General features: G+C 63.7%; 20 protein-coding genes. 7 read left to right on the top strand and 13 right to left on the bottom strand.

Annotation, left to right across the window (positions count from 1 at the left end):
• Window positions 1–192: 192 nt before the first annotated feature.
• Window positions 193–969, top strand: coding sequence for a hypothetical protein (locus IAE41_RS07825; protein WP_200732680.1), 777 nt, complete (start codon window positions 193–195; stop codon window positions 967–969).
• Window positions 970–1,008: 39 nt separating this feature from the next.
• Here the strand turns inward: IAE41_RS07825 and IAE41_RS07820 are convergent, their stop codons facing one another.
• Together IAE41_RS07820 and IAE41_RS07815 are read right to left on the bottom strand one after the other, a co-directional pair.
• Window positions 1,009–1,950: a DUF6708 domain-containing protein gene (locus IAE41_RS07820; RefSeq protein WP_200732679.1), complete on the bottom strand. Its 942-nt coding sequence runs from the start codon at window positions 1,948–1,950 to the stop codon at window positions 1,009–1,011.
• Window positions 1,951–2,102: 152 nt separating this feature from the next.
• Window positions 2,103–3,083, bottom strand: a complete 981-nt coding sequence (locus IAE41_RS07815) for a DUF6708 domain-containing protein (protein WP_200732678.1) — start codon at window positions 3,081–3,083, stop codon at window positions 2,103–2,105.
• A gap of 681 nt (window positions 3,084–3,764) precedes the next feature.
• Here IAE41_RS07815 and IAE41_RS07810 point away from each other — a divergent pair.
• The 3 genes from IAE41_RS07810 to IAE41_RS07800 are packed head-to-tail and all read left to right on the top strand — an operon-like array spanning window position 3,765 to window position 8,121.
• Window positions 3,765–6,782, top strand: a complete 3,018-nt coding sequence (locus IAE41_RS07810; RefSeq protein WP_200732677.1) for a toxin VasX — start codon at window positions 3,765–3,767, stop codon at window positions 6,780–6,782.
• Between the two features lie 38 nt (window positions 6,783–6,820).
• Window positions 6,821–7,870, top strand: coding sequence for a hypothetical protein (locus IAE41_RS07805; protein WP_200732676.1), 1,050 nt, complete (start codon window positions 6,821–6,823; stop codon window positions 7,868–7,870).
• Between the two features lie 53 nt (window positions 7,871–7,923).
• Entirely contained in the window at window positions 7,924–8,121 is a 198-nt protein-coding gene (locus IAE41_RS07800) for a hypothetical protein (RefSeq protein ID WP_200732675.1), read from the top strand.
• Between the two features lie 21 nt (window positions 8,122–8,142).
• Here the strand turns inward: IAE41_RS07800 and IAE41_RS07795 are convergent, their stop codons facing one another.
• The 11 genes from IAE41_RS07795 to IAE41_RS07745 all read right to left on the bottom strand — a co-directional run bounded on the left by IAE41_RS07795 (window position 8,143) and on the right by IAE41_RS07745 (window position 21,884).
• Complete coding sequence (locus IAE41_RS07795; protein WP_200732674.1) at window positions 8,143–9,096, bottom strand: hypothetical protein; 954 nt, start codon at window positions 9,094–9,096, stop codon at window positions 8,143–8,145.
• Window positions 9,065–11,794 (bottom strand): type VI secretion system Vgr family protein, encoded by a 2,730-nt coding sequence (locus tag IAE41_RS07790; protein WP_200732673.1) that lies wholly within the window; start codon window positions 11,792–11,794, stop codon window positions 9,065–9,067. Before IAE41_RS07790 ends, IAE41_RS07795 begins: the two co-directional genes overlap by 32 nt.
• 119 nt (window positions 11,795–11,913) lie before the next feature.
• Window positions 11,914–12,264 (bottom strand): hypothetical protein, encoded by a 351-nt coding sequence (locus tag IAE41_RS07785; RefSeq protein ID WP_108758440.1) that lies wholly within the window; start codon window positions 12,262–12,264, stop codon window positions 11,914–11,916.
• A gap of 23 nt (window positions 12,265–12,287) precedes the next feature.
• Window positions 12,288–15,038, bottom strand: a complete 2,751-nt coding sequence (gene tssH / locus IAE41_RS07780; protein WP_200732672.1) for a type VI secretion system ATPase TssH — start codon at window positions 15,036–15,038, stop codon at window positions 12,288–12,290.
• Between the two features lie 66 nt (window positions 15,039–15,104).
• On the bottom strand, window positions 15,105–16,196 hold the full coding sequence (tssG, locus tag IAE41_RS07775) for a type VI secretion system baseplate subunit TssG (protein WP_200732671.1): 1,092 nt from the start codon (window positions 16,194–16,196) through the stop codon (window positions 15,105–15,107).
• The gene (gene tssF, locus IAE41_RS07770) at window positions 16,160–17,995 is read right to left on the bottom strand and encodes a type VI secretion system baseplate subunit TssF (RefSeq protein WP_200732670.1); all 1,836 of its coding nucleotides are present in this window, start codon (window positions 17,993–17,995) and stop codon (window positions 16,160–16,162) included. Before tssF ends, tssG begins: the two co-directional genes overlap by 37 nt.
• A complete protein-coding gene (gene tssE, locus IAE41_RS07765; protein ID WP_079222221.1) occupies window positions 17,995–18,483 on the bottom strand; it encodes a type VI secretion system baseplate subunit TssE in 489 nt (162 codons plus the stop codon). Before tssE ends, tssF begins: the two co-directional genes overlap by 1 nt.
• Window positions 18,484–18,609: 126 nt before the next feature.
• A complete protein-coding gene (locus IAE41_RS07760) occupies window positions 18,610–19,107 on the bottom strand; it encodes a type VI secretion system tube protein Hcp (protein WP_200732669.1) in 498 nt (165 codons plus the stop codon).
• A 146-nt stretch (window positions 19,108–19,253) separates the two neighbouring features.
• Entirely contained in the window at window positions 19,254–20,744 is a 1,491-nt protein-coding gene (tssC, locus tag IAE41_RS07755) for a type VI secretion system contractile sheath large subunit (RefSeq protein ID WP_079222223.1), read from the bottom strand.
• Window positions 20,745–20,747: 3 nt separating this feature from the next.
• Window positions 20,748–21,248, bottom strand: coding sequence for a type VI secretion system contractile sheath small subunit (gene tssB, locus IAE41_RS07750; RefSeq protein WP_079222224.1), 501 nt, complete (start codon window positions 21,246–21,248; stop codon window positions 20,748–20,750).
• A gap of 30 nt (window positions 21,249–21,278) precedes the next feature.
• Complete coding sequence (locus IAE41_RS07745; protein ID WP_234458370.1) at window positions 21,279–21,884, bottom strand: tetratricopeptide repeat protein; 606 nt, start codon at window positions 21,882–21,884, stop codon at window positions 21,279–21,281.
• Window positions 21,885–22,136: 252 nt separating this feature from the next.
• Here IAE41_RS07745 and tssJ point away from each other — a divergent pair, with 252 nt between their 5' ends.
• The 3 genes from tssJ (at window position 22,137) to icmH (ending at window position 25,104) form a co-directional block, all read left to right on the top strand.
• Window positions 22,137–22,760 (top strand): type VI secretion system lipoprotein TssJ, encoded by a 624-nt coding sequence (gene tssJ, locus IAE41_RS07740; protein ID WP_079222225.1) that lies wholly within the window; start codon window positions 22,137–22,139, stop codon window positions 22,758–22,760.
• A 218-nt stretch (window positions 22,761–22,978) separates the two neighbouring features.
• The gene (gene tssK, locus IAE41_RS07735; RefSeq protein ID WP_079222226.1) at window positions 22,979–24,313 is read left to right on the top strand and encodes a type VI secretion system baseplate subunit TssK; all 1,335 of its coding nucleotides are present in this window, start codon (window positions 22,979–22,981) and stop codon (window positions 24,311–24,313) included.
• Window positions 24,310–25,104 (top strand): type IVB secretion system protein IcmH/DotU, encoded by a 795-nt coding sequence (gene icmH / locus IAE41_RS07730; protein WP_174208688.1) that lies wholly within the window; start codon window positions 24,310–24,312, stop codon window positions 25,102–25,104. Before tssK ends, icmH begins: the two co-directional genes overlap by 4 nt.
• Window positions 25,105–25,276 lie beyond the last annotated feature (172 nt).

Below are 25,276 nucleotides of genomic sequence, written 5' to 3'. Positions count from 1 at the left end.
CTCCCTGACATGCGCTCTGGTTGACGCCCCATCCGCTTTCACTAAGAATGCGGAAATTCGCTTCGGCAGCTGCCGACTCACACCAAGGGCTGGATGCACTTGAATAATGGCGGAATCAATCGGCCAAGTCTGCTCTCAGGGGGAGCGCAGGCAAAGGGCCAGGCACCGACATCGGGCCGAATTCTCGCAGACATGGAAGGTCGACAGACCACCACGTCCACGCGTGCCGCGCGCACACCGTCCGGCGGGAACCGCCGCATCGGCCTGTGGCTGGGGGTCGCCGTGGCGATCGTCGCCATCGCCGGCCTGGCAGCCTGGGGCTTGTCCGGCAGCGGCGGCTACAGCGATTCCGGCGAGTACTCGCTGACCCCGGATCCTGCGCAGCCGACCGGGCCTACCGGTCATCCCGACGTACCTGCCGGCGCCCCGCATGACGGAGCCGCGACGATTGTTGATGCACCTGCAGGCAGCGATGGCGCCGCCACGGGTGCGCCATTGGAGAATGCCGCAGCTGCACAGACCGATGCGGCGACCACTGCACCGGAAGCTGCATCGGCTGCAGCGGCACCGGCCGGTGGCGCACGTGGCACGTCGCAGGCCGCGCGCAGCGCTCGCGCAGGAACCCAGCCCGGCAGCAAGGGCCAGGGCGATGAGAACCTGCTCGGCACCCTGCTTGGCATCATCAAGGAAGAAGACAAGGACAAAGCGAAGGCCAAGGCGAAGGCCAATGCCCAGCCGCAGAGCATGGACGAGCTGATTGCGCAGATTGAAGCCGATCAGCGCAAGCGCACCGAGGACGAGCGTGCCGCATTCGAGCGCGTGGCCAGCAAGAAGTCCGCATCGACCGAGTCGAGCATCCAGGCACAGCTTCGCAGCTGCCCCAGCCCGACCTCGCTGAAGGGCGTGGACTGCCGCCGCCGCATCTGCGCGGCGGTGAGCGGGAAAGATCCGGCCTGCCCGGCGATGTAAGCCAAGACCGTAGAGTCGAGCCGTGCTCGGCTCTCCCGGTCAGATGGACTGACGACCCGCCTGCGATTGCGCCATGACCTCAGGCTCGGCCAGTCTCAGCGGGTCATTCGGATCGACCTTGCAGGCATCCTCCACCCATTGCGGCCATTCCGGCATGCGACAGGACCGCAGGACCAGCCAGCGGCACAGCACCAGGGGCAGCAGCAACGGCATCAGCACGAACCGGGCGCCCAGCATGGCTGGGCCAAGGCTGGCGACCACGAACAGGTAGCAGTTGCGCAGGGAAGGATTGACCGAAAGGTTCATCTGCCGGCCCTCGATCGTGTCGACCACGTCCGCCGGCCCTTGCTGCATGTAGCGCCTGACGAATTCCCACAGTCCCCTGATCGTCTGCTCGTCATCGAAGTAATGGCCCACGGCAAAGGTGCGCTGAACCACGCGCTCATCGATGAGGCTGCACCGGAGATCGCGCAGGAACGCCTGGCTGGTGCCTCGTCCGATATAGAACACCGCCTCATCCCAAGGCACTGCCACGGCCCCTTCCTTGCCGCCGGTGAAGAAATAGACCATCCGGTTGCGACGATTGAATCGGGTCGGATACCAGACGTACGTAAAGAACTCGTACTTGAGTGTCGTGTGCCAGAACAAGGCCGGCGCGCCGATCACGCACACGGCCACCATCGCGTACATCACCCAATCCCAGGCGTCGCCCTCAAGATGGGGGATCACCAGCGTGAAGAGAAGGAAGAAGCCGAGCAGGAACAAACCCAAGGTGCCCAGCAGGACCACGGTGGTCGACACCATGCCACGCAGCCTGAAGCGCCGGTCGATCAGATCGATGCAGGTTGAGTTGAAGCGGATGAGTGACGCGCGTTCGTCGGGCGCTGCGGCCTGGGCTGTATGGACATCGAAACGAGCGCGGCTCTCCTCTGGAGAGAGCGGCTTTCCTACGGGAAACTCACGCATCCATCCGGTGTACATCGCTCCATCCTTGACGACTGTCCTGGCGTGCATGTTAACCGCCTCCCGCGCAACAAGGATGGGGCAACGGAAGCGCGCCCTCGGAGTGCTGAGACTTTCAGTGCCACTGCCGATCTGTCGAATGAACAATGAGTTGGGAATGAGAACAAAGCCTATCTGCGACGCCTTTTACCAGCCTTGGCGGGCTTCCACAGGCTGAGTCGCTCCCTGAGAGCAGCGTCAGTGAAAGGGCCTGCCCCCACCGAGTTCAGAACCTCGATCGGCCAACGGGGATTCCGCTGCAAGCGGTAGCTGATGTAGCGATTCAAACCAATGTAGGCGCTGAGCGGCAGCGCGATCAGGCTGATCGTCCCCAGCAACCACATCGCTGGCCCCTTCTTCCAGTATTGATGTGAACCCGGGCCGATGAGCGGCTGCGCAATCGTCAACGCCTCGCCCAGATTGACGGCGAAGTCCTGATACCGAGGCTCGCCCGCCGTCCAGACCGGTCCGACGCCTTCCATCATTCGCCGAATGTACTCCCACCGTTCCACTGGACCGGAGGTATTGCCATAGCCAAAACCTGGCCCAACGCCAACACGCTGGATCTCAAGCGTGCTGCCGGGGCGATCTGCAATTGTGAGGACCAAGCTCGCTTCGCGGCGGGCCACCTGGCCGGTAAAGATGGTACGGCTGACCACCTCTGCTCTGACGCAATCCCAGTCATAGGTCTGCACCTCACAACGGGGCCGGGCAAAAATGTTCCAGCACCACTGCCACCAAGGGAGCCCAAGTGATTTGAATACATGGACCTTCCTTCCGCGGCGGTCAAACAGAACTGGCTCGGCACGGTAGCCCACCCAGTCGCTCTGTATAAGGGACAGCACTATTAGAAGAAGAATGATCTCGTTGACTGTCATCCAGCTGAATCCGAAGACAAAGAGCGAGAGATACAGTCCAAACCCCACCGTAAATACACCCACCCAACCACAGCTGCTGGCATACCCCCTCATGGCACTCATCTGATCGACAAATGAGACTCCATGCTCATAGACGTCGAGGACACCGCCATGCGTGAAGGCTCGAGGAGATGCCTGGCAACTTCTGTCAGGCAACTTGAGCACCGAAGAAGAGGCCGTTGAGTCACCTTGCATCATGCGTCCAGAGAGCAGCGCTGATCAGCCTGAGGCCAGATGGACCTGCCGCAGCCTTCGCATCATTCGCCAACGGCGAACGCAGGCCCAAAAATCCTGCAATCACTGCCCATCGATGGTCTACCTGCTCCATGGTGATCCTCTGCATACTGCGATCCAGTGCCTTTCCCACAATCTAGTGCAGATCATCGCCGCCGGTTGGCGCACAGCGCGGATGCGAGCGAGATTCCCCCATGCAACGTGGCGTCAGCGAGCGTCCACGCACCTACGGATCTGGTCGACGGCTAACAGTCCGTACTCACAATGACGTCGAGGCGCCCCTCGCCTGGGCCAAAAGTCGCGACAGGGTCTGTCGGCCTACTTACAGGCGCGTCTTCACTTTCGGCCACTGACCACCGAAGCCCACCGCTCGTTTACACGATACATGGAATTTTCATGACCTTCTGTGCCCCAACGTAATCTGCAGAAGCCAAGCACACTGCGGCATTCCGTCTTTCGTGGCAGTGGCGCGGCCACCATCAGTAAATATGCGATGAGCATCACAAAATCCCCAATTCACAGTTTTACCGCGCCATTTATGCTACCGGTGCTGCATCAGTGGGCCAACTGGATCAAATTCCATCATCCCTCTACTATGAGCTTTCCCCCTCGACTCATGCCATTCCAAGGAAGGCTGCCTGCATGAACGACGTAGCCGTTGCACCTGATCGCGCCAGCCAGCTCAATGCGGCTCTGGCACACGCACAAGGAAGCCAGTCGGCGCGCAAGGACGAATCGTGCCCCAGCTGTGACAAGCAGGGTCTGGCGATGCTGGTGGCGTTGTGGGCGGTAGTACCGCCCCAGAACTATCCGGCGTCCATCCGCGAGAACAAGACATACGTCAGCCACTTGCTGGCGCACCAGTTCTACGAGGGTGACTACCTGCGTGCACGGCCTCTCAACAAGGCCGAAGCCGGTGGATCCCTGGAATGCTCACAGTATGTCCTGCGCCGGCTCCGCCAGGGATTCCTCTACGTTTACTACCCGGATGGAAAGCACTGGGAAATCTACGCATCCCAGGCTGATGGCCGTCTGCTGCGTGTGAATCTTGATACCCCTCGACCGATGGGCAAGGGTGATGTTGCCTGCAAACGGTTTGGTACCGGAACCGGAACATTCCTGCTGACCATCGACACAAAGGCAGCGAAGAGCGGGAAAGTACATATCGGCTTCTCCGATGCCTTCTGGACAGCACGTGTGCGCGCGGACGTCGCGGGCAACGGTGATCTTCTGTCCAGCTTCTTGAAAGCAATCGATCTGTCCAGCGCCGGCAACATAGGAAGCGGAACCCACAAGATCAGCGATCAGGACATCGAGAATGTCGTCCTGGGCTTCCAGGAAAGGCCCCAGACCGATACGGTAAACCGGGAGGCCTACACCCGGCCCAAGAGCGTCTCGTCCAAGACCATCTATGCGGAGATGGTCCGCATGAATCAGGCATTTGATGCAAGTGGCAAGACCACTGGCATCCTGCTGCCGCTGCAGGATGACATCGGCATCACAACGCAGTTGAACTATGCAAAGTCCCGCGCTTATACGGACATAATGGGCGAGGACGATTCGTACACGCCGACCGACCGCAATAAAATGGATGCCGCCGCCCTGCTGGAGAACATCAGGAATGGCTCCAGTGAAGCCTGGTCGCGAATAGAAGATGACATCAATCAGGGTGATTTCGAAAGCTATCTGCAGAAGTACATCGCCTGCGCCGAAGCCACGGCCAATTACAAGGTGTTCTCCGCAGACTACTGCCAGTGGATGCAGCAGATAAAGTCGAAACCGCATTGGCGGCTGTTCGATGTGGAAGTGGAACAGAACGGCGCGCGCCTTTCCAGCATCGCGACTGACCTGTACACCAACTGCGGCCAGACCGAAACAGAGTTCAACGAAGTCCTGCTGGACGCGCTGAATTCAGAGCCGGAAAAGTCGAATGATCTTTTCTGGAGGGGTGCGGCGGCCGCTGACAGCGGCTTGCTGGGACTTCTGTCCAACCCGGCCATCGACAAGACCATTCTTGATGGAAAGAAGAAGTTCGACGATGTGAAGGGCCAGTTGGAACTACTGGGACAGATCAAAGAGGCCAAGACCCAGGCTGCGGCAGCCAACGCAAGGAATTGGGAGGCGCTGGCCGCTACCTTGATGGCGCGATCAGGTCGCCTCAGCAAGGCGCATCCAAAGGCGTTCCGCCGCACGATGCGCAGGATCCAGCTGCTGACCCTGCAGCATTCCGGTATAGCCGTGATCGAAGCAGCCCTCGAGACCGACAGCACCGGCTATCTCCGGCAGCTGAGGAATGCATACGCGACCAATCCACGGAAGATCAACCTGACACCGAAGGGCACGAATGATCGTCGTGCCGTCGTGCATCTGATTGTGGGCACCTGGAAGCCAGGGCAACCCATACCGCCGGCCCTGCAGGCGGCGACATCAGCGTTTGCCGTTCAACCCAGCGAGCTGCCGCCGAGCACCACCACTCATGTGGCCAGCTCCCCGGACAGTGCAGGAAAGCTCAAGGCGCTGGTTGGAATGAACATGGGTATCGGCGCGGTCCAGGCGTTCTCGCTGATATCAAGCATCAACAATCTCGGCGTCGACCTGACTTCGGCAGCTGCCAGCGGGCCCAACTTCTCACGAATTTCCAAGGACATCGGCGAGGCCAGTGTCGCAGCATTGGGGCTGTGGGCGACCGTGACAGAGACCCGCGCCGTGGCCAACCTGCTCTCCAACGCCGGCGGCAAGAGTGCCCGTTATTTCGAACTGACGTTGAAAGCTGCGCGCCTTGGCGCGATCGCAGGAACCATCGACGGGATATTCCAGTTCTACGACGCTTCCCTGTTGTGGAACAAGGGGGATACGGCGGCAGCGGTGTTCAGGGGCGTCTCCGGCGGCACGTCCGCGGGCGCGGCCTGGACAGGCTACGCGGCCACGCGCCTCATTGCGCGCCAGGCAGCGGTAGGCGTTGCCGGTGAACTTGCTGCTGGCGCAGCGACGGCATCCGGCGCGGCACGCGCCGGCGCGGTGGTGACCGCTGAAGCGCCCCCCGTGGCGCTGTGGCTTGGCGTAGCAAGCGGCGTTCTGTTTGCCGTTTCGATCTCAGCAGATCTTTACTCCAAGTACCTGACGACCATTCCCCTTGAAAAATGGGCCGACCGCAGCTTCCTTGGCAAGAATCGAGGCAAGTGGGGCGCAGCGTTCAAGGACTCCAAGGAGCAGCTGCATGCGCTGCTGCGTGAACTCTATGCGATCAAGGTGGATACGCCCAGCTATTGGGACTCGCTGCTGAAGTTCGAAATTGAAGTTCCCGTCTGGGGCATGGCCAGCAAGATCGACATCAAGCTCAAGATGAAAGATCGCATCATTCGTTGGTATGTGTACGAGAACAGCAACGGCACGACTACCGAAGCAAGCTGGCCATTGAAAATTGCCGGTGGCGATGACAATGATGATTTCGCAGGCACCGGCAGCGCCAAGGGTGAAGGAGCCACATTTACCATCACCATGGGCGATCAGTCGTGGTTCGAAGCGGTGAAGAACGTTCTTGGAATGAACCTGATCACCCCGGCGACCCGGATGATCTCGGGCATACCGTCAATCGAGGTTTCATATTGGCCAAATGCCGCTGCTTACGAGAATTTCTTCGTTGACGGAAAAGACAGCTGATGCCTTCTCCTGCCGGGCTTCGAGCACGCACCTGAACCATGCACACCCAACAAGATCTTCGCTTTACCGAAGGCCCCCTTCCCTTCGCTGCCAGCTCACAGGCCTACTCCGTACGCGACGTTGTGCGGCTTGACGATGACACCATGGTCTGTTCGGAAAGCACAGGCGCTTCGCGGTTGGAATCCATCATGCCGGTCGCTGCGTTGGCGTTGCTGTGCATGGCCATTGGCCTGGGTTACATGGGGGTGATGGTTGCACTTGAACCGACCGAAAGCATGGCAATGCGTGCCTTCGCATCAGCATGCGCGGGCCTTGGTGCCGCGGCACTCGCAGCAATCGCCTTTCTCTGCATCAAGCTGAGTATTGGCAGCAAACAGAGCGACCTGTATTTTTTCCGCAGGAGCAGGAAGGTTTTCTGCGTTGTCGATGGCAAGCAATGTCTGTTGGACTGGAACAACGTCAGGCCCTATGCCCGCGTCGGGTACGGCATGGTCCAGTTCGGCGCGCCCTTGATGATGGCTCTCGACCTGATGGAAATCTATCCGGAAGCCCCTGAGACATGGCGTCTGCGCTTCACCGTCGACGGCCCCCTTCCAGACCGGGAGGCTTGCCAGCAGTCATGGGAATTGATCCGGCGGTACATGGATGAGGCACCCGAAGCGATGCCCGCCACATTCCTGGTTGATCCATCGCACTGGACGACATCCCTGCTGGAGCGAGGGCCACTCTCGGCCGGCGGAGCGGGCAAGGAGATGATTGAACGCATCCGCGCCATGAACTGGAATGTGTTCATGGTCCCGCAGTACCTGGCGAGCGTACTGCTCTGGCTGGTCTTCTGGCCAGAGCCCTTGTCACAGATGCTCTATGCCCACTTCAAGCGACCCGTGGCGCCACCCGCGGAGCTTCTTGCCAGCAACTCGCTTCTCGGCAGCAGCGCGCACTACTCCATTCTACGCCCCAGCCCGCGAGACATTGCTGGTAGACGAAAGGCCGCCCTCCAGGTTGCCGTGGCATGCAGCATCTGCTGCCTCATCAGCATCACCGGCTGGGGTTTAATCACCTATTCGCTTCTTTTCCTGCGCACCTGACAGCGCGGCCTTTGCCTGCCGTTGTCCATCTCAAGCCTTCATCCGGGTATACCATGACGATTTCCCTCGGAAACATTTTCTATATTGCGTTGGCGCTTGGACTGATCGGGTTCCTGGCCCATTCCACCTATCATTACCTTGGGCGATTTTCCGGGTGGCAATCCAAAGGCAAGCGATGGCTTGCGATCAGTCCACTCATTGGCGGCATCGCACTCGTACTTTTCACCGTGATTTTTGTAAGCACGAGGTGAGATGGCGGGGAAAAACCCAGCTCAAGCCCTGTGCACAGTCGCTTGGCGTGAGTCGGTTGCTGTCAATTGGTTGATGACCACTGCCATGCAACCCTGCCGGCCCTGCATGCCCGACAGGGTGGAGACGATCTCCGGGTCCGCCCAGAAATCATCGCCGTAAACCCCGCAGCAGATGGCAAAGGCCACTCGATCATCCTTTTCCTGCATCTGCCAGCGATCCTCGGCAGCGCGCAGATTCCGGGCCACATCGAGTGCGTAGTCTTCACTGTGGACACAGCCAGCCTTCTCAAGCGACCCCAGTACAAGATTCACGTCAGGCAGCAACTGGATCAACCGCACCTGTTCCGTAGAGAGCTGGAGCTGTGCCGCCAATGGCGATAGAGGATCCTGCTGTCCCGGCTCATGCGCCTGAACACGAATGAGAAGGTCGCGCCGCATCCATGCATATGACAGGATCGGTGCCAGCAGTTGCCGGTGCTGATCCGTATCCAGAATTCCGTTCAGCAGGTCCATGACCCTTGGGTCCCAGAATCTCAGTGTCCTCCGCTCGCCCTGAATGACGAGCTGGCTGCTTCTTGCCAGCGCGCTGGCGACCTGCATTGGATTCTGGTCGTCCGCCAGTACAATCCATGCGCCCATCGAGCGAGCACTGGTCGAGCTGGAGCTGTCTGCGGAGTGTCCTGCCTGTTCAATGGCAAGTTGAAGGGAAAGATCGGCCACAGGATCACGGCCGAAGGCACCCGCGCGCAGTAGATAGGGCGCTGTGCCTTGCGGGAATCTGGCCGCGGGAAGCGGAAGCGTGAACCTGGGATTCCCGCTTTCCACGCCGGAGAATGGATCGTGGAGTGACGGATCCACCAGGAGATACAGCGCGCCCCCCGCCCTTTCACGCATCTCGATCAGTTGGCGTCGCAGGTGTTCGAACAGCCGATGATCGTTAGGATCAGACAAGCCCGGCCCCTTGGCTGGATGCATCTTCCAGCTTCAGTTCGCACCCCTTGAATTCGGCGCTCGGCAGCTTCGCCTCCCCCGCCACACTCGCCGGCCCCACCCACTCCCGCTGGCTCGCCTTGAACTCCACCTTCCCCGGCGCGCCCAGCTCGATGTTGTCGCCCTCGATCCGGATGTAGGCCCCCGCCGCCGTCGCCAGCAGGTGCTTGCTCGGCGCCGACAGCATCACGTCTGCTTCGGTGCTGGCAATGCGCACCTGGGTCTTGGCCGCCACGATCGCCTGGTTCTTGTGCGCGCGTGCGCTGACCTTGCCCTGCGCGGCATGCAGTGCGATGCCGCGTTCCTGGTTCGGGCTCTCGCCGCTGGGCTGCACACCGGCGGTGTACAGCACCAGGCCGCCGGCAACCGCCAGCGTCAGCGAGCCCTGCGTCATCCAGTTCAGCGCCACGCCGCTGGCCAGGGTGGTGTGCGTGCCGCTCACCCAGACTTGGTCGGCCGGGGTCAGGCTCAGCACGCCGGCCACGCCACTGCCCAGCAGAATCGGGGCGCTCCAGCCCGGCGCTTCGCCATCACCCCCGGTGATGCTGCCGGCCGTGCTGCCGCTGTGGGTCGCACGCAGGTGTTCCTGCAACTCGCCCAGCGTAGTGTCCGCGGGCAGTTCGGCCGGGTCGCTGGGCAGCTGCGCCTGCTGGTTGGCGGCCGATTCGGCCAGCTGCTGCAGCAGCTGCTGCCCTTCCTGCAGCTGGGCCAGCGCCTGTGGCGCGGCCATCTGTGGCGTGCCCTGCTCGGTGGTCAGCAGCAGGCCGCGGCCAGCGCGCAGCGCGCCCTGTGCCTGCGTGGCCAGCTCCACGCCAAAGCCACGCTCGCCGTCGCGCACGTTGTCCTGGCCGCCCTTCAGGTGGCCCAGCGTCAGCGTGGTCTCGTGCTGGGTGGTGGACAGCTGGGCTCGGCCCTGCCCCGGCGTGTCGTCGAAGCGCAGCTGCTGGTAGCCGCCGGTGCCGCCCTGGCTGTCAGCCAGCGCCTGGCTCTTGAAGCCGGTGTACACCGCCGCGTGGTCATTGCCCTCGAACCACGCCGCCGCGTTGCCGGTAGCGTTGCCGCCACCGCCGTTGATCTGGTTGTGCTGCGCATCCTGCTGGCCACGGCCGTTGTAGACCGCACCGACCACCACCGGGCGATCGATGTCGCCTTCCAGGAACGCCACCAGCACTTCCTGCCCGCGCCGTGGCAGCACCACGCCGCCCCAGTTGTCGCCGGCCCACGGGGTCATCACCCGCACCCAGGTCCAGGCGCCGCCGTTGGCCGGGGCGTTGTCGTCGCCACCGGGGTGGGCCAGGCCGTTGCTGGCGTTGCCACCGCGCTGCCACGGGAACTGCACCTTGATGCGGTGATCGCGGTCGGACAGCAGCGGGTCGCCATCGCTGACCACGATCGCGCTGAGCGTGCCGGTGATCGTCGGCCGCGGATGCAGGTGCGCGCCGTGGCCATCCTCGGTCTGCGGGCGATAGACCACCTCAGCCGGAATGGCCACGAAGCGGTTGTCGTAGAACGCGGTGGACACCTCGCCGGGGGCATCGCCATAGGCCAGCCCGGACAATGCGCCGGGCAGTGCCGGGGCCGCGACGCTGGCCGGGCCCAGGGTCTTCTCCAGCGCATCAAACACCTCGGCATCGAGGTTGTTGCGCGCCTGGTGCCGCACTGACACGCAAAGGAAACGGGCGTCCTCGCCCACCTGCGGGTGCTGCGACAGCCCGAATCGTGCACCGGGCGCCAGAGCACGCCACTGGCCGGCGCCGTCGATGGTCTGCGCGCGCACGCGCAGTGCATCCAGGTGCTGCTGTGCGCGGCGCTGGCCGCGGGCATTGTCCTGCCAGCCGTAAGGACCGCAGGTGTCACGGTCGATGATGCCCAGGTCGTTGCCCTGCCCGGCCTCGGCACTGGCTTGGCGGCGTTCCAGGGTGCGGTAATCCCAGGTGGCACGCTCGACCTTGCCCGGCCGCCAGCGGTTGGCGGTGGACCATTGCTGCACGCTGTCGCTGCGCTCGCTCTCGTCGCGGCGGTGGAAACGCACCACGCCCAGCTCGGCGCTGTCGTGGCTATGGTCGGCCAGCACCAGCGTGTGCGTGCCGAAGTCCGCGCCGCCGGGCTCGCCGGCATGCTCGAACCAGTAATAGATGCCTTCTTCGGCCAGCAGGCGCTGGATGAAGGCCAGGTCGCTTTCCTGGTACTGGGTGGTCAGGCTGCGCCGCGCGTACTGGCTGGCATCGCCCAGCGACCAGCGCCAGGCCGGCGCCAACGTGCCGTAATCGGCGAAGAGGTCTTCGACGATCTCGACCACGGTCTTGTCATGGAAGACGTAGCTGTCCACCCGCTGCGACAGGAAAGCCAGCCAGGGCTGCAGGCGCAGCCGGTAGCGCGCCAGGCCGCCATTGCTGCCCAGCCGCTCGGCGGCGGTGATGCGTCCATGCAGCGGCCGCACGCTGCCGTCGGCCTGTTGCAGCTGCAGCAGCGCGCCCTGCCCGATCAGCGGTGCCAGCGCCAGGCTCGCATCCAGCGAAAGCGCCGTGATCGTCCACTGGAAGCCGATGCCGTCGATCTGCTCGACGCCATCGAGGGTTTCGGCCACCAGCACATCGCTTCCCAGCGACGTATGCAGTCGCAAGAAGCGCTGAGCGTGTGACGGGCCGGCCAGTGCCGCCCGCAGGTTGTTTACCAGTTCCATGGTGTTTCCCCGACGTCCCGGACTTCAAGGTGGTCTGCATGCGACGTACGCATCGGTTGCCTCCGCTTCCCGCTTCCGCGTGGCCTGCGCCCCTTCCGGGCCGCAGGCACACACGGCGATCAGGCCGCCTGGACGATCTCTTCCAGCTGCAGGCGCACGCCTTCGCTGATCTTCAGGCGATAGTCGCGGCCACCGGCGGTGATCTGCACTTCACGCGCATTGCTCACCAGCTGCGGCTTGCCCACGACCGGGGCATCCATGTGGATGCGCCAGGAACCGCGGCTGATCTGCGCAGCGATGTTGCGGGCGTCCTGGCGGGCAGCCGGCACAGCGGTGTCCAGCAGTTCGATCACGTGTTCCGGGCGCAGCCGGTTCCACGAACGGACGCGGTCCAGTTCACGACCCAGGCCCAGTTCCAGGCTGTCGCAGTGGTTCAGGGCTGCTTCGCGGTCAAATCCAAAGAATTCCATCAGCGTTCTCCTTTTGCTCAGTGTCATGACACTTTGTATTTGAAGTCACCCTTCTTGCCGGCGGTGACTTTGATGGCGTTGATCCGGTTCCCCTCGGCCATTGCCGCCAGCACGCTTTCCGCGATTTCCGGCAGCAGGGTTCCATTGAGGATGTGGTCAACGTTGCGCGCACCCGAGTCCACTTCGGTGCAACGTGCAAGCACGGCCTCCACCAGGCTGTCGTCCCAGCTGAAGGTGGCCTTGTGATTGGCGATGACGCGGTCGCGGATGCGGCCGAGCTTGAGCGTGATGATCTGCACCAGCACGTCATCGTTGATGGGGTAGTACGGCACGACTTTCAGGCGGCCGAGGAAGGCCGGCTTGAAGGTGCGCATCAGCACCGGGCGCAGGGCCTCGCCAAGCGCGTCGGCCGCAGGGATCTCCTCGGCCGGCTTGTTCAGGCAGGCCTGCATGATCTGCGAGGAACCGATGTTGGAGGTGAGGATGATGAGCGTGTTGCGGAAGTCGATCTCACGGCCTTCGGCATCATCCATCACGCCCTTGTCGAACACCTGGAAGAACATTTCCAGCACGTCTGGATGCGCCTTCTCGACTTCGTCGAGCAGCACAACGCTGTACGGGTTGCGGCGCACCGCTTCGGTCAGCACGCCACCCTCGCCGTAGCCGACGTAGCCCGGCGGCGAACCCTTCAGGCCGGACACACTGTGTGCTTCCTGGTACTCGCTCATGTTGATGGTGACCAGCTTGCGCTCGCCGCCGTACAGGATGTCGGCCAGGGCCAGCGCGGTTTCGGTCTTGCCGACACCGGACGGGCCCACAAACATGAACACGCCGCGCGGCTTGTTGGGGTCTTCCAGCCGGGCCGTGGCGGTACGCACGCGCTGGGCGATGGCATCCAGCGCGTGGTCCTGGCCGATCACGCGTTCAACCAGCAGGTTGCCCAGCGTGCGCACCGTGCGGATCTCGTCCTTCACCATGCGGCCCAGCGGAACACCGGTCCAGGCAGAGACGATTTCGGCCACCACCGTGCCATCCACCTGCAACGGCACCATCGGGGTCTCACCCTGCAGCTCGCGCAGCTCGGCCTGCAGGCGTGCCAGCTCGGCATGCTGCGGCGACTGCACGGGCGCCGCCCTGCCACGCTTGGCTGCAGGCTTGGCGACGGCGACATCACCGTCGCCGTCATCGGCGGCGCCATCGCGCTCGACCGGCTCCGGGCTGCCCTGCTCCAGCTGCTGGCGCAGTGCGGCGATCTTCGTGGCCAGGTCGCGTTCGCGGCCGAGGCGTTCTTCGTTGCTGGCCAGTACCGCCTGCGCTTCGCTCTGCTGGACATGCAGTTCCGCCAGGCGCTCGCCATGGTCGCTGCCGCCGGCGGATTCGCGTTGCAGCGCGCTGATCTCGGCGTGCAGTCGATCCAGGTGCTTGCGCGTGTCTTCGATGATGGCCGGCGTGGCACTCTGGCCCAACGCCACCTTGGCGCAGGCCGTGTCGAGCACGCTGACCGCCTTGTCCGGCAGCTGGCGGCCGCTGATATAGCGGTGCGACAGGCGCACGGCTTCGGTCACGGCTTCGTCCAGCACGCGGATGTTGAAGTGCGATTCCATCAGCCCAACCATGCCGCGCAGCATGGCGGCAGCCAGTGCTTCGGTGGGCTCCTCCACCTTGACCACCTGGAAGCGCCGCGCCAGGGCGGCATCCTTCTCGAAGTACTTCTTGTACTCGCTCCAGGTGGTGGCCGCGATGGTGCGCAGCTCGCCGCGGGCCAGTGCCGGCTTCAGCAGGTTGGCCGCGTCATTCTGGCCGGCTGTGCCACCGGCACCGATCATCGTGTGCGCTTCGTCGATGAACAGGATGATCGGATGCGGGCTCTTCTTGACCTCATCGATGACGTTCTTCAGGCGGTTCTCGAACTCGCCCTTGACGCTGGCACCGGCCTGCAGCAGGCCCATGTCCAGGGTGTGCAGCTCGACGCCCTGCAGGACATCGGGCACGTCCTTGTCGGTGATGCGCTTGGCCAGGCCCTCGACCACGGCCGTCTTGCCGACGCCAGCTTCGCCGGTGAGGATCGGGTTGTTCTGGCGCCGGCGCATCAGGATGTCGACCACCTGACGGATCTCGCCGTCGCGGCCGATCACCGGGTCGATCTTGCCCTCGCGTGCGCGCTGGGTGAGGTTGGTGGTGAACTGGTCCAGCGCCGGGGTCTTGGACAGGCCGCCCTTGGCCTCGCCTGCCCCCACCTCGTCGCCTTCGGCCGGCTCGCCGGTCGCCGACGCGTCGGCGAAGCGGACGGTCTGCACGGCTTCCTGCGAACCTTCGGTCAGCTTGGCGAAGTCGTGCTTGAGCTCATCGCGCTTGAAGCGCACGAACAGCTTCGAGCCGCGGTAGGCCAGCTGCGCCAGATCGGGCTCGGTCAGCAGCGCCAGCAGCAGGTGGCCGCTGCGGATGCGGGTGGTTTCCGAATCCAGCGATGCGATCAGCCAGGCATGTTCGAACAGCTTGGGAATGTGCTGGGAAAACACCGGCGTGCGGCTGTTGCCGTTCTTGAACTGGCTGATCTCGTCGTTGAGATCGCGCTCCAGCGACTCGGGCAGAATGCCGCTGCGGCGCGCGATCAACACGAAATCGCTCTGCGGCTGCTCGAGCAGCGCCAGGAACAGATGTTCCAGGTCCACCTCGTAGTTGCCGCGCGCCATGCACAGGTTCGCGGCCCGCTCGGCCGCCTGGCGGCAGGTGTCGTCCAGCTTGCTGATCAGGGTTTTGAGGTTGATGCTCATGCGGAAACGCGCACTCCTTGCTGGAACCGTTCAGGAGCCGGCGGCACAACGGCCACCGGCAGGTTGTCATTGCAGCGTGTGGATGCCATAGGTGGTGTCCTCACGCGAAGTCACCTGCGGCTGGGTGCAGAGGTAGCTGTCCCAGCCAAGGCGGGCGCCACCGCCACTGCCGAGTGCGCTGCCCTGCACATCCTCGGCACGCAGCACCAGCCGTACTTCGTATTCAAGAATGCCGCCGGTCAACAGCGACAGCCATTTGGCCAATGCTTCGGCAGCGCTGCCGCCGGGCAGGAAATCATCGAATTGGTCGCGGCGAAGCGGGCCGATGCGCAGGCGCAGGCGCAGGTCGCGCTGCCAGACCCGGTCGCCGGCCAGTGCGCTGGCGCCAAGTACGGCGTTGGCCTGGCCCAGGCGGGTTGCCTGCCCCGCCGGCACCCGGTACCACGCGCCGACGAACTGCTCCACGTGCAGGGGCACCGTGAAGTAGTCCGAAAGCACGCGTTGCATCAGCGCTGCAGACACCGGCCGCTGGCGCACCGCACCGGCGTAGTAGGCCACCGCTTCGTCAAAGATGTCGCCCTTGCCCTCGTGCAGGCGATCGCGCAGCTCGCTCATGCCCATGCCGAGCAGCGACAGCACCAGCGGCAGGAAACGCTCGCGCCGGTCCAGTTCGTACTGCATGGCCAGGCGATGCTTCTTCCAGGCGGCATAGTGCAGCGACACCGCGCGGCTGGAGAAGATGTCCAGGAAGGCGCGTGCCGTGCGATCGCGCTGGTACAGCTCGCGCAGCTGCAGGGTTTCGGTGTAGTGCAGCGGCAACGCGCCGGCGGTACCGAGCAGGCCCATGAACTGCGGGGTCAGGTGCACTTCGGCGAGCGTCTCGCCGTGCAGCGCCTCCTCGATCGCCTCCTGCCCCTGCAGGCGGTCGCCCTGCAGCGAATAGACCTCGCCCTCTGCCGAGAGTTCGGTGGCCGGGAAGCCCAGCGAGAGCGAATTGCGGAAGCGCACCCGCATGGGCACGGCCTGGCCGGGCTTGACGCCCTGCCGCTGGAACACCTGCTCGAGGACCCGGACCGCCTGGAAGAACTGGAAGCGGTGGGGCTCGGCGAGCAGCTGCTGGGCTACGCCAGGATCGATTCGCCGCTGCGCGCTGGGCATCGGACGATCTCCTCCCCGCTGTCGCTGGACACCAGCACCAGTCGGGTAAAGCTGTTGGCATGCACGTACAGTGCAAAGAAGTGGTCCATCACCTGGGCGAAGGCGGCCACACCGGTACCCACGAAATGGGCTTCATTGAGGGTCAACCGGATCTCCAGGCCACGGACCACCGAGGCGAACTGGCGGCCGTGCATCCAGGTGGTGACCGGGGTCTGTTCCAATTCGAGGATGCCGTCGATCTGGCGCGCCGAGACGTTGCTGCCCGACAGGTCGTACAGGCGCAGCATCTCCTTCAGCGCAGGCAGGCCACTGGCCGTCAGCGAAAGCTGGTTCAGGGAAAGATGGGAGATAAGGCGCCACTGGGCATTGCGGCCATGGCGGAAGCGCAGCGGCTTGGTCGGCTTGCGCAGCAGGCTGATCGCCTTGGCCGGGCTGCCGCCCTCGATGTTCAGGTCGCCGCCGGCCACGCCGAAGGCGAGCTGGTTGGGCAGGTCACGATTGCTGCAGGTCAGCTCCAGGCTGACGGTATCGGTCTGCGGCAACACCGGGTTGAACGCCAGGTCGACGAAGCTGATTTCCGTCTCGAAACCCGGGCTCTGCCGCGCGACGTCCTCATCACGGCGCGCCACCCAATACTGGCCGGTGCGCTCGGGATCTTCACCGTGCTGCAGCGAATAGAACGGGCGGAACGCCTGGATCAGCTCGCCCTGCGGGGTCTGCCGGATGCGGTGTACCGAATCGATCGAATGCACCTCATAGGCGAACGCGCGACGCGCATCGGCCAGCACCGGATAGTTGACCGTGCGATGGGTGACCCGGATCGGCTCACCGCTGGTCTGGAACAGGTTCACGATGGGCGTGCAGCCCAGGCGCAGGTTATGCGGCCCCAGCTCCTCCAGCACCATCGTGCCGTTGCGGTCCTGCCCCTGCGCGTTGAGCACCAGGTGCAGGGTGAAGCGACGGCTCGCACTGGCGATGAGTGCAGGCAGGTGCAGATCGACGAAGCCGAACTTCTCCGGATAGGCGAACAGTTCGGTCAGCAGGCGATAGGCCGGATGCGATCGCGCCGGGAAATCAATCAGCGCCTCGTTGTCGGCGAAGCCGACCGGGCTGAGCGGCACAGTATCCAGCCGGCGCCAGCGGCCATCGCCGTCGGACTCGACGTATGCCGCCTTCACACCCAGCATCAGTGCGTCGCGCAAGGCAGCGCGCACCGACGGCTCTCCATCGAGGAACAGGCGGAGGTGATCGGTGCCCAGCTGGTGGAAGCCCAGCTGGTCGGACAGCAGCTGGAAACCGAGGGAAATCTGTCCGCCGGTACCGGCCGGCAGGGTCGTCGCCATCGGCGCATCGGCCACGCTGCGGTAGACCACCTGCTGCACGCCGATCGGCGCGAGCACGACGTCATAGGCGGTACGGAAATCGCAGGGCACGCCGCGAACCGGGCGGCTCTGCAGCGCGGTGCCGCGCGGCACCCGCACCGGGGCGCTCAACTTGGACGCCACCCCTTCCATGTCGAAGCAGGCGATGGAGCAGGACGGGAACGGCCGCAGGTAATGCGGGTACAGCACGTCCAGCAGCGCATCGGTGAACTCCGGGTAGTCATCCTCGATGCGCTTGGAGACGCGAGCTGTCAGCAGTGCGAAGGCTTCGATCAGGCGCTCGACGTGCGGATCCTGGCTGCCGTCGGCAGAGAGCTGCAGGCGGCCGGCGATCTTCGGATAGCGCTCGGCAAACTCCCGCCCATAGCGACGCAGGTAGCCCAGCTCACGTTCGTAGTAAGGCAGCAGATCCTGCATCAGGCGGCCTGCGTACGACGTGCGCGGCTGACCTGGTACTGCAGGGTCGAAGGCTGCAGCATCGCGTCGAAGCTGACCGGCTCGCGGGCCGGCTCCAGGTCGAGCAATGCATGGATGGTGAAATGCAGGCCACCTGCAAACTGGTTGCCTGCATCCAGGTGGACATTGACATTGCGCAGGCGACGCTCATGGCGCGCCACGGCCTGCTCCAGTGAACGGCAGATCGCAGCGCGATCGTACGCATTGGCCAGGCTCATCGCCGAGAAATCCGCCAGCCCGTAGGTCAGCAGCGATTGACGGCAATTGGGAAATTCCTTCATGTCCCCTTCCTGGAACGCGGCGCGTGAATTCAGCAGCCCCTCCAGGTCGCGGGCAATGGATTCCTTGTACTGCTCGAGCGAAACGGACTTGAATACAGGCCCGCCGGCCGGTTGCTTCGGCGCGTCGTCGAACAGTTTTTCCAGCAGGCTGGGTTCGAGTCCCTTCATTGGACGATCCACTCAGGTTCGGCATCCGTGCGGGCGGCAGCGGTGCAGCAAAGGCGAGGCCGTTCCTGGCCTCACCTGACGATCAGACTGCGATGGCGCACAAGGCGCCATCGCAGCGACACAACATCAAACGGTGTAGTTCGGGATGTTCTTGGTTGCGCTCCACTGTGCCACGGTCTTGCCACCAACTCCGCCTTCCGGCTTCTGCTGCTGGTAAGTCCACTTGATGGCGCCGAAGCTCAACTGAACAACTTCCTGCGGCATGCCTTCCTTGTCCACCGTGGTGGTGACGCGGTGGACCAGCACGTTCAGCAGCTCGATCATGTAGTAATTGATCGCGTTGCCGTCCTTGTCGGCGCGCATGAACTGGATCTGCGCCTTCGGGAAGGTGGTGCCGTTGGAAGCGGCCTGGTTCAGGGCCGTGGAGGCGAGGTCGATCGACTTGGTGATTTCGATCGGGGACAGGTTCACGCGGGCTGCGGTGGTGCCGCCGGAGGTCGACGCGGTGGCCGAACGCGGCTGCAGCAGGTCCTGCGAGAACGACTGGATTTCAATCCAGTCCTTGTGCTTGTCGTCGTGCGACTCGCCCTTGATGGTGTCAATCGAGAGGAAAGCGTGTTGCATATCTGGTCTCCTAAATTCCGTTCTTCCGTGAGATTTGGTGTGCCAGGCGGGGGCCTGGCGGTTAAGGGGGGCTACGCCCTCTTGAAATAAGCGTCACTGCAATCCGGGGGGGGAACTCCCCTGGACGCTTCAGGTACTGCAAATCGTTACGACTTCTTCGCGGACGCCGGCAGTTCGGCGACCAGACGCAACGAGACAGACAGCTCATCGAGCTGGAAATGCGGCCTGATGAAGGCCACCGCGCGGTAGACACCGGGCTTGCCCGGCACCTCCGAAACCTGCACAGATGCCTCGCGCAGCGGGAACTGGGCCTTGGCTTCCTGGGAGGCGTTGTCGTCCAGCAGCACGTACTGGGCGATCCAACGGTTCAGGAATTCCTCGACGTTCCCCGCCGAAGCGAAGCTGCCGATCTTCTCGCGCATCATCGCCTTGAGGTAATGGGCGATGCGCGAGACCGCGAAGATGTACTGCAACTGGGCAGACAGGATCGCGTTGGCATTGGCCGAATCGGTGTTGTACTTCTTCGGCTTCTGTGCCGACTGGGCGCCGAAGAACGCGGCGTAGTCGGTGTTCTTGCAGTGCACCAGCGGCATGAAGCCGAGGTCACTGAGTTCTTTTTCACGACGGTCGGTGATGGCCACCTCGGTGGGGCACTTCAGCGCCACTTCACCGTCGTCGGTACGGAAGGTATGGGTCGGCAGGTCTTCGACCAGGCCGCCACCTTCCACGCCACGGATGGCCGCGCACCAGCCAAAGCTCTCGAACGCCTGGGTCAGGCGCGCGCCCATGGCGTAGGCGGTGTTGCACCACAGGAACTTGCTGTGGTCGGCCGCTTCGATCTCTTCGACGAAGTTGAAGCCCTCGACCGTGGTGCCATCCTTCGGGTTGTACGGCAGGCGGCCGAGGAAGCGCGGCATGGTCAGGCCGACGTAGCGGCTGTCCTCGCTCTCGCGGAACGACTTCCACTTTGCGTACTCGACCGTGTCGAACACCTTGGCCAGATCGCGGGGCTTGCCCAGATCGGTGAAGGTCTCCAGGCCGAACATGCCTTCACTGGCGGCGGAGATGAACGGCGCGTGCGCGGCAGCGGCGACGTGCGACATCTGTTCGATGAAGTACATGTCCTCCGGCTGGCGGCCGAGGAAGTAGTCACCGATCAGCGCGCCGAACGGCGCACCACCGAAGGTGCCGAACTCTTCTTCGTAGACCTTCTTGAACAGCGCGCTCTGGTCGAAGTCGATGGCGGACTTGAAGTCCTTCACCAGGTCCTTCTGCGGCGAATTGAAGACCTTGATCTTCATGTTCGGGCCGGTGGAGGTCTGCTGGCACAGGTAGTGCAGGCCACGCCAGCTGCCTTCCAGCTTCTGGAAGGACTCGGCGTGCATGACCGCGCTGAGCTGCTCGGAGATGATCCGGTCGATCTCGGCGATGCGCGCGTCGAGCGTCAGGTTGAGGTTGTCGGAGACCACGACGGTGCCGTCCAGGACTTCCTTCGCCAGGGCGGCGATGATGTCCTTGGCGCGGTCGTGCTCGGTCTGCGACTTGGCGACCTTGCTCTTCTCGACGATCTGGTCGAGAAGACCGACGTCTTCCAGTTCGGTGGCCTGGGTGGCCAGTTGGCTGGCTTCGGCTGACATCGATCAGTCCTCCTTGGTCGCGCCGAGCTGCTTCAGCTGCTCGGTGTTGTTGAGCACATCGGTCAGCAGATCTTCCAGCTTCTCGTTGCCAGCCAGCTTGTTGCGCAGATCGGCCAGCTTGGTACGCGATTCGAGCAGTCGGCGCAGCGGTTCGATCTGCTGCACGACGGACTCGGGACGGAAGTCATCGATGGAGTTGAACTTCAGCTCGACACCGAATTCGCCACCCTCGTTGCTGATCTTGTTCGGCACGCGGTAGACCGCGCGCGGCGCGACGCCTTCCATCACTTCGTCGAAGTTGTCCAGGTCCACGTTGACGAACTTGCGATCCTTGACCTTGGGCAGCGGCTGTTCTGGATTGCCGCTGAAGTCGCCCATCACGCCGACCACGAACGGCAGTTCCTTCTGCTCGATCGCGTCACCCTTCTCGACGTCGTAGGTGAGCTGGACGCGCGGCGGGCGGATCTTCTGCAGCCGCTTCTGGATGCTTTCCTTCTTGGCCATGTGTGTCTCCTGACTGGGGCCGGTTCCGGATCAGTTGCCGATGTTCTGGAACGGATCGGAGTTGTTCGAACGGGCAGCGGGCTTGGCCGGCTGGGCGGCGGGCTGACTTGCAGCCGGCGGAGCCGAACGCGTCGTGCGGGTGCGGGCGCGGGGCTTGGGCTTGGGCGTCGGGTCGGCGAGGATCGCGTCACCCATCGTGGTGCGCAGGGTGTTGGCCAGCGTCTGCGCTTCCTTGCGGGCGGTGTCCGATGCCAGTGCACCACGGCCCTGCAGGCGCGTCAGCGACTGGTTGGCAACGCGGAAGCCCGCAACGGTGATCACGCCATCGGCAACCAGATCTTCCGGGTCGCGCTGCAGGACTTCTTCGGCTGCCACGATCGCGCGCGCGTACTGCCCCTGGTCGAACTGCAGCTGCGCGATGCGCACCCACGGTTCCTTGCGGGTCGGGTCAGCCTTGGCGGCTTCCTCGAACGCGGTGATCGCCGCATCGGCGCCACCCACGGTCACCTGCGCCTCAGCGTTGCTCAGCGTCGTCTCGAACGGAACGACTTCTGCCTTCTTCGGCGACGAGGAGCAGGCAGCAAGGCCCGACAACAACATCAGCGCGAACATCGGCCGGTACACAGCCTTCCCCATTGCCTTCACTTCCATAGTGATCCCTCGTCGAAATTAATTCCTGAAGGAAGCCGAATCTCCGCGGGTACAACGCACGGGATTCCTGCCCCATTCGCCGGAAGTGTACATTCGCGAATACGCATCGGTATAGTGAATTTCGTCAAGAATATGGCGGATTTGCTGGACACATTCTTCACATGCCGATGTGATATTCGCGAGGAAAACACGCTGTTTGCGTGAATTTGAACCCACCATCAGAGCCCATCCAACCACATGAATGTGCAGCCCCTCTCATTTCAACGCGTGATATCCGTCACGTTTTTGACGCTGATAATCTCCTCTTCCCTTTCCGGTTGCGCCTCTGACAGCAAGCTGGGCAAGGCGATGGACAAGACCCTGCAGGTCGTCGGCATCCGCGAGGACAAGCCAGAAGCCCCGCCGGTCATCCCCCTGCGCCTGTACGCTGGCACCAACCTCAATGCCGGCAATGACAAGCGCGCCTCCGCAGCCGTCGTGAAGATCTACCACCTGCGCAGCCTTCACCGCTTCGAGCAGGCGCCCTTCAATGCCTTCCTCGACCAGGCCGGCGAACAGGCCGCACTGGGCGCGGACCTGCTTTCGGTCAACGAAGTGGTGCTGACCCCCGGGGCGCGGCAGGAATTGTCCGAGCAGTTGAGTGAAGGAAGTGCAGTCCTCGGCGTGGTGGCGCTGTTCCGGGCCCCGGCCGAGAACCGCTGGCGCCTGGCCTTCGACACCAAGGGCAAGACGCTCCCCCAGGACGGCGTCACCATCGGCGTGCATGCCTGCGCGTTGACCAGTGACAGCAAGGCCCTGTTGACGCGGATCTCCGGCGATCCCGGCAGCCTCGCATCCATCCGCTGCGCGGGGGCAAAGTGAATGGCTGCCAGAATTCTGGCACTCGAATTCCACGATGGGATAGTATCTGCGTCGCGAGGCCAAGCCTCGAACAAGTAAATATGTGGAGTGTTTCACACTTTCACATTGAAGCGCCGGGCAGCTGTCATCCTGCCGCACGATAACGGCGGCGCCGCTCGCTGGCGCGGGCTTTTTTTTCAAGCTATTTCCAAGGATTGAACGTGGCTTATGTAAGCAGGATGTCGAAGGTTCTCTGGGGTGAGGGACTGTTCCTGCGCCCCCAGCATTTCCAGCGCCAGGATGCGTACCACGAGGCGCGACTGCAGGACCTTTCCCAGACGCTGCACCCGTATGCATGGGGCGCGCGTCGCGTACGTTTCGATCCACACGCGCTGTCCGGTGGCACCCTGCGCCCGCTGGACCTGTCGGCGGTGTTCCCCGATGGCGAAACCTACGACGCCCCGGCCCACGACAGCCTGCCCGACGCGGTGTCGCTGCATGAGCTGCCGCCCGGCATCCAGAGCACCGTGGTCTATCTGGCGCTGCCCCTGCTGCGTGACGATGGCGCCAACTGCGCTGACGCCGAAGGCACGGTGCTCGCGCGGTACCGCCAGGCCAACCGGGACACGCAGGACCTGTTCACCGACGCGGTCGAGGCCGAGCTGTCGTACCTGAGCAAGGCCGTGAAGCTGCTGACCGACGACCAGCCGCGCGATGCGTACAGCACCGTCGCGGTGGCGCGCGTGCGGCGCACGTCCAGTGGCGGCTTCGAGCTGGATGACGAGTTCATTCCGCCCTCCGCGCAGCTGCAGGCTTCGCCGTTCCTGCACCGCGAACTGCGGGCGGTGCTCGATGCACTGCAGGCGAAGGTGGATGCGCTTTACGGCCTGCACCGGCAGACGTCGCAGAACATCATCGAGTTCCGTTCAGGCGACATCGCCTCGTTCTGGCTGCTGCACACCATCAACAGTTCCTTCAGTGCGCTGGCCCACCTGCTGCACCATCCGCAGCTGCATCCCGAGCGCCTGCACCAGGAGCTGCTGCGCATGGCGGGCGCACTGCTGACCTTCTCCAACGCCTACCAGCTCAGCGACCTGCCGGTGTACCGCCACGACCAGCCGGAAGCTTCGTTCCGCAAGCTGCTGGAGATCGTGCGTGCCCTGCTGGATACGGTGATCTCGACACGCTACTTCAAGATCGCGCTCAACGAGGTCAAGCCGTCCTACCACCTGGGCCGGCTGGACTCGCAGCGCATCGACGGCGAGGCCTCGTTCTACCTGTCCGTGTCGGCATCGATGCCGGCGCAGGAGCTGATCCAGAGCGTCCCGGTCCGCTTCAAGGTCGGCGCGCCGGACGACGTGGAGAAGTGCGTGCTGTCCGCGCTGCCGGGCGTGAAGCTGGTCCACGCGGCGCAGGTGCCCGCGGCGATTCCGGTGCGCCCGGGCAGCCACTACTTCGAGCTGGATGCACGCGGCGCACTGTATGAGCGCATGCTCAAGTCGCAGTCGCTGATGATCTACGTGCCGGCCGGCATTGCCGAACTGAAGATGGAACTTGTGGCGGTGACCTCATGATGAATTCCCCCCTGCCCCCGACCCCGGGCCCGATGCCTTCGCTGACCGCAAACGGCGCGATGGCCAACCCCACGCCGCAGGCCGCCAACCCGCAGAGCCTGCAGGACCTGATGTCCGACGGCTTCTACCTGCTGCTGCTGCTCAAGCGCGGCCAGCTGCCGAACGATGCCGAAGGCTTCGTGCAGACCGTGCAGAAGTTCCTTGATGGCGTGGAACGCAATGCGATGCGCCTGGGCGTGGCCTCGGAAGATGTCTATGCCGCCAAGTACGCCTTCTGTGCCGCCGTGGACGAGGCGATCCTGTCGCAGCCGTCGCAGCTGCACGAGACCTGGGAGCGCAACCCGCTGCAGCTGCGCATGTTCGGCGAGCACCTGGCCGGCGAGCACTTCTTCGATCGCCTGGAAGAGCTGCGCCGCCAGGGCGCCGCGCGCCTGCCGTCGCTGGAGGTATACCACTACTGCCTGCTGATGGGTTTCGAGGGCAAGTACCGCCTGGAAGGCACCGAGAAGCTGGGCTACCTGACCGCGCGACTGGGCGATGAAATCGTCTACCTGAAGGGCAAGCGCCACGGCTTCGCACCGCACGCGCTGCCGCCGGACAACGTGCGCCACAGCCTGCGCCGCGTGGTGCCGTTGTGGCTGCCGGCGGTGGTGGTGGGCTGCTTCGGCATCGTCGCCTTCTTCGGCGTGCGCACCTACCTGGGCCACGAGACGCGCCAGCAGCTGGCCGCCTACAACGACGTGGTGCAGATGCCCGAGCGCACCGCCCACATCACGATTACCCTGCCATGAGCCTGATGATATGGACATCCCAAGCTCCTCCCTGCTTGCATCCCTCGCCTCGCTGTCGCACCGCGAACGCCTGATCCAGCTGCAGGGCCCCGAACAGGGCCTGGTGGTCGAGCGCTTCGAGGGCACCGAATCGGTCTGCGGCGACAACCGCCTGCAGATCGACTGCCTGGCG

This window comes from Stenotrophomonas sp. S39 (assembly GCF_016624665.1).
Classification (GTDB): domain Bacteria; phylum Pseudomonadota; class Gammaproteobacteria; order Xanthomonadales; family Xanthomonadaceae; genus Stenotrophomonas.
Note: the sequence above shows the minus strand (reverse complement) of the source record. Positions and strands in the feature narration are given on the sequence as shown.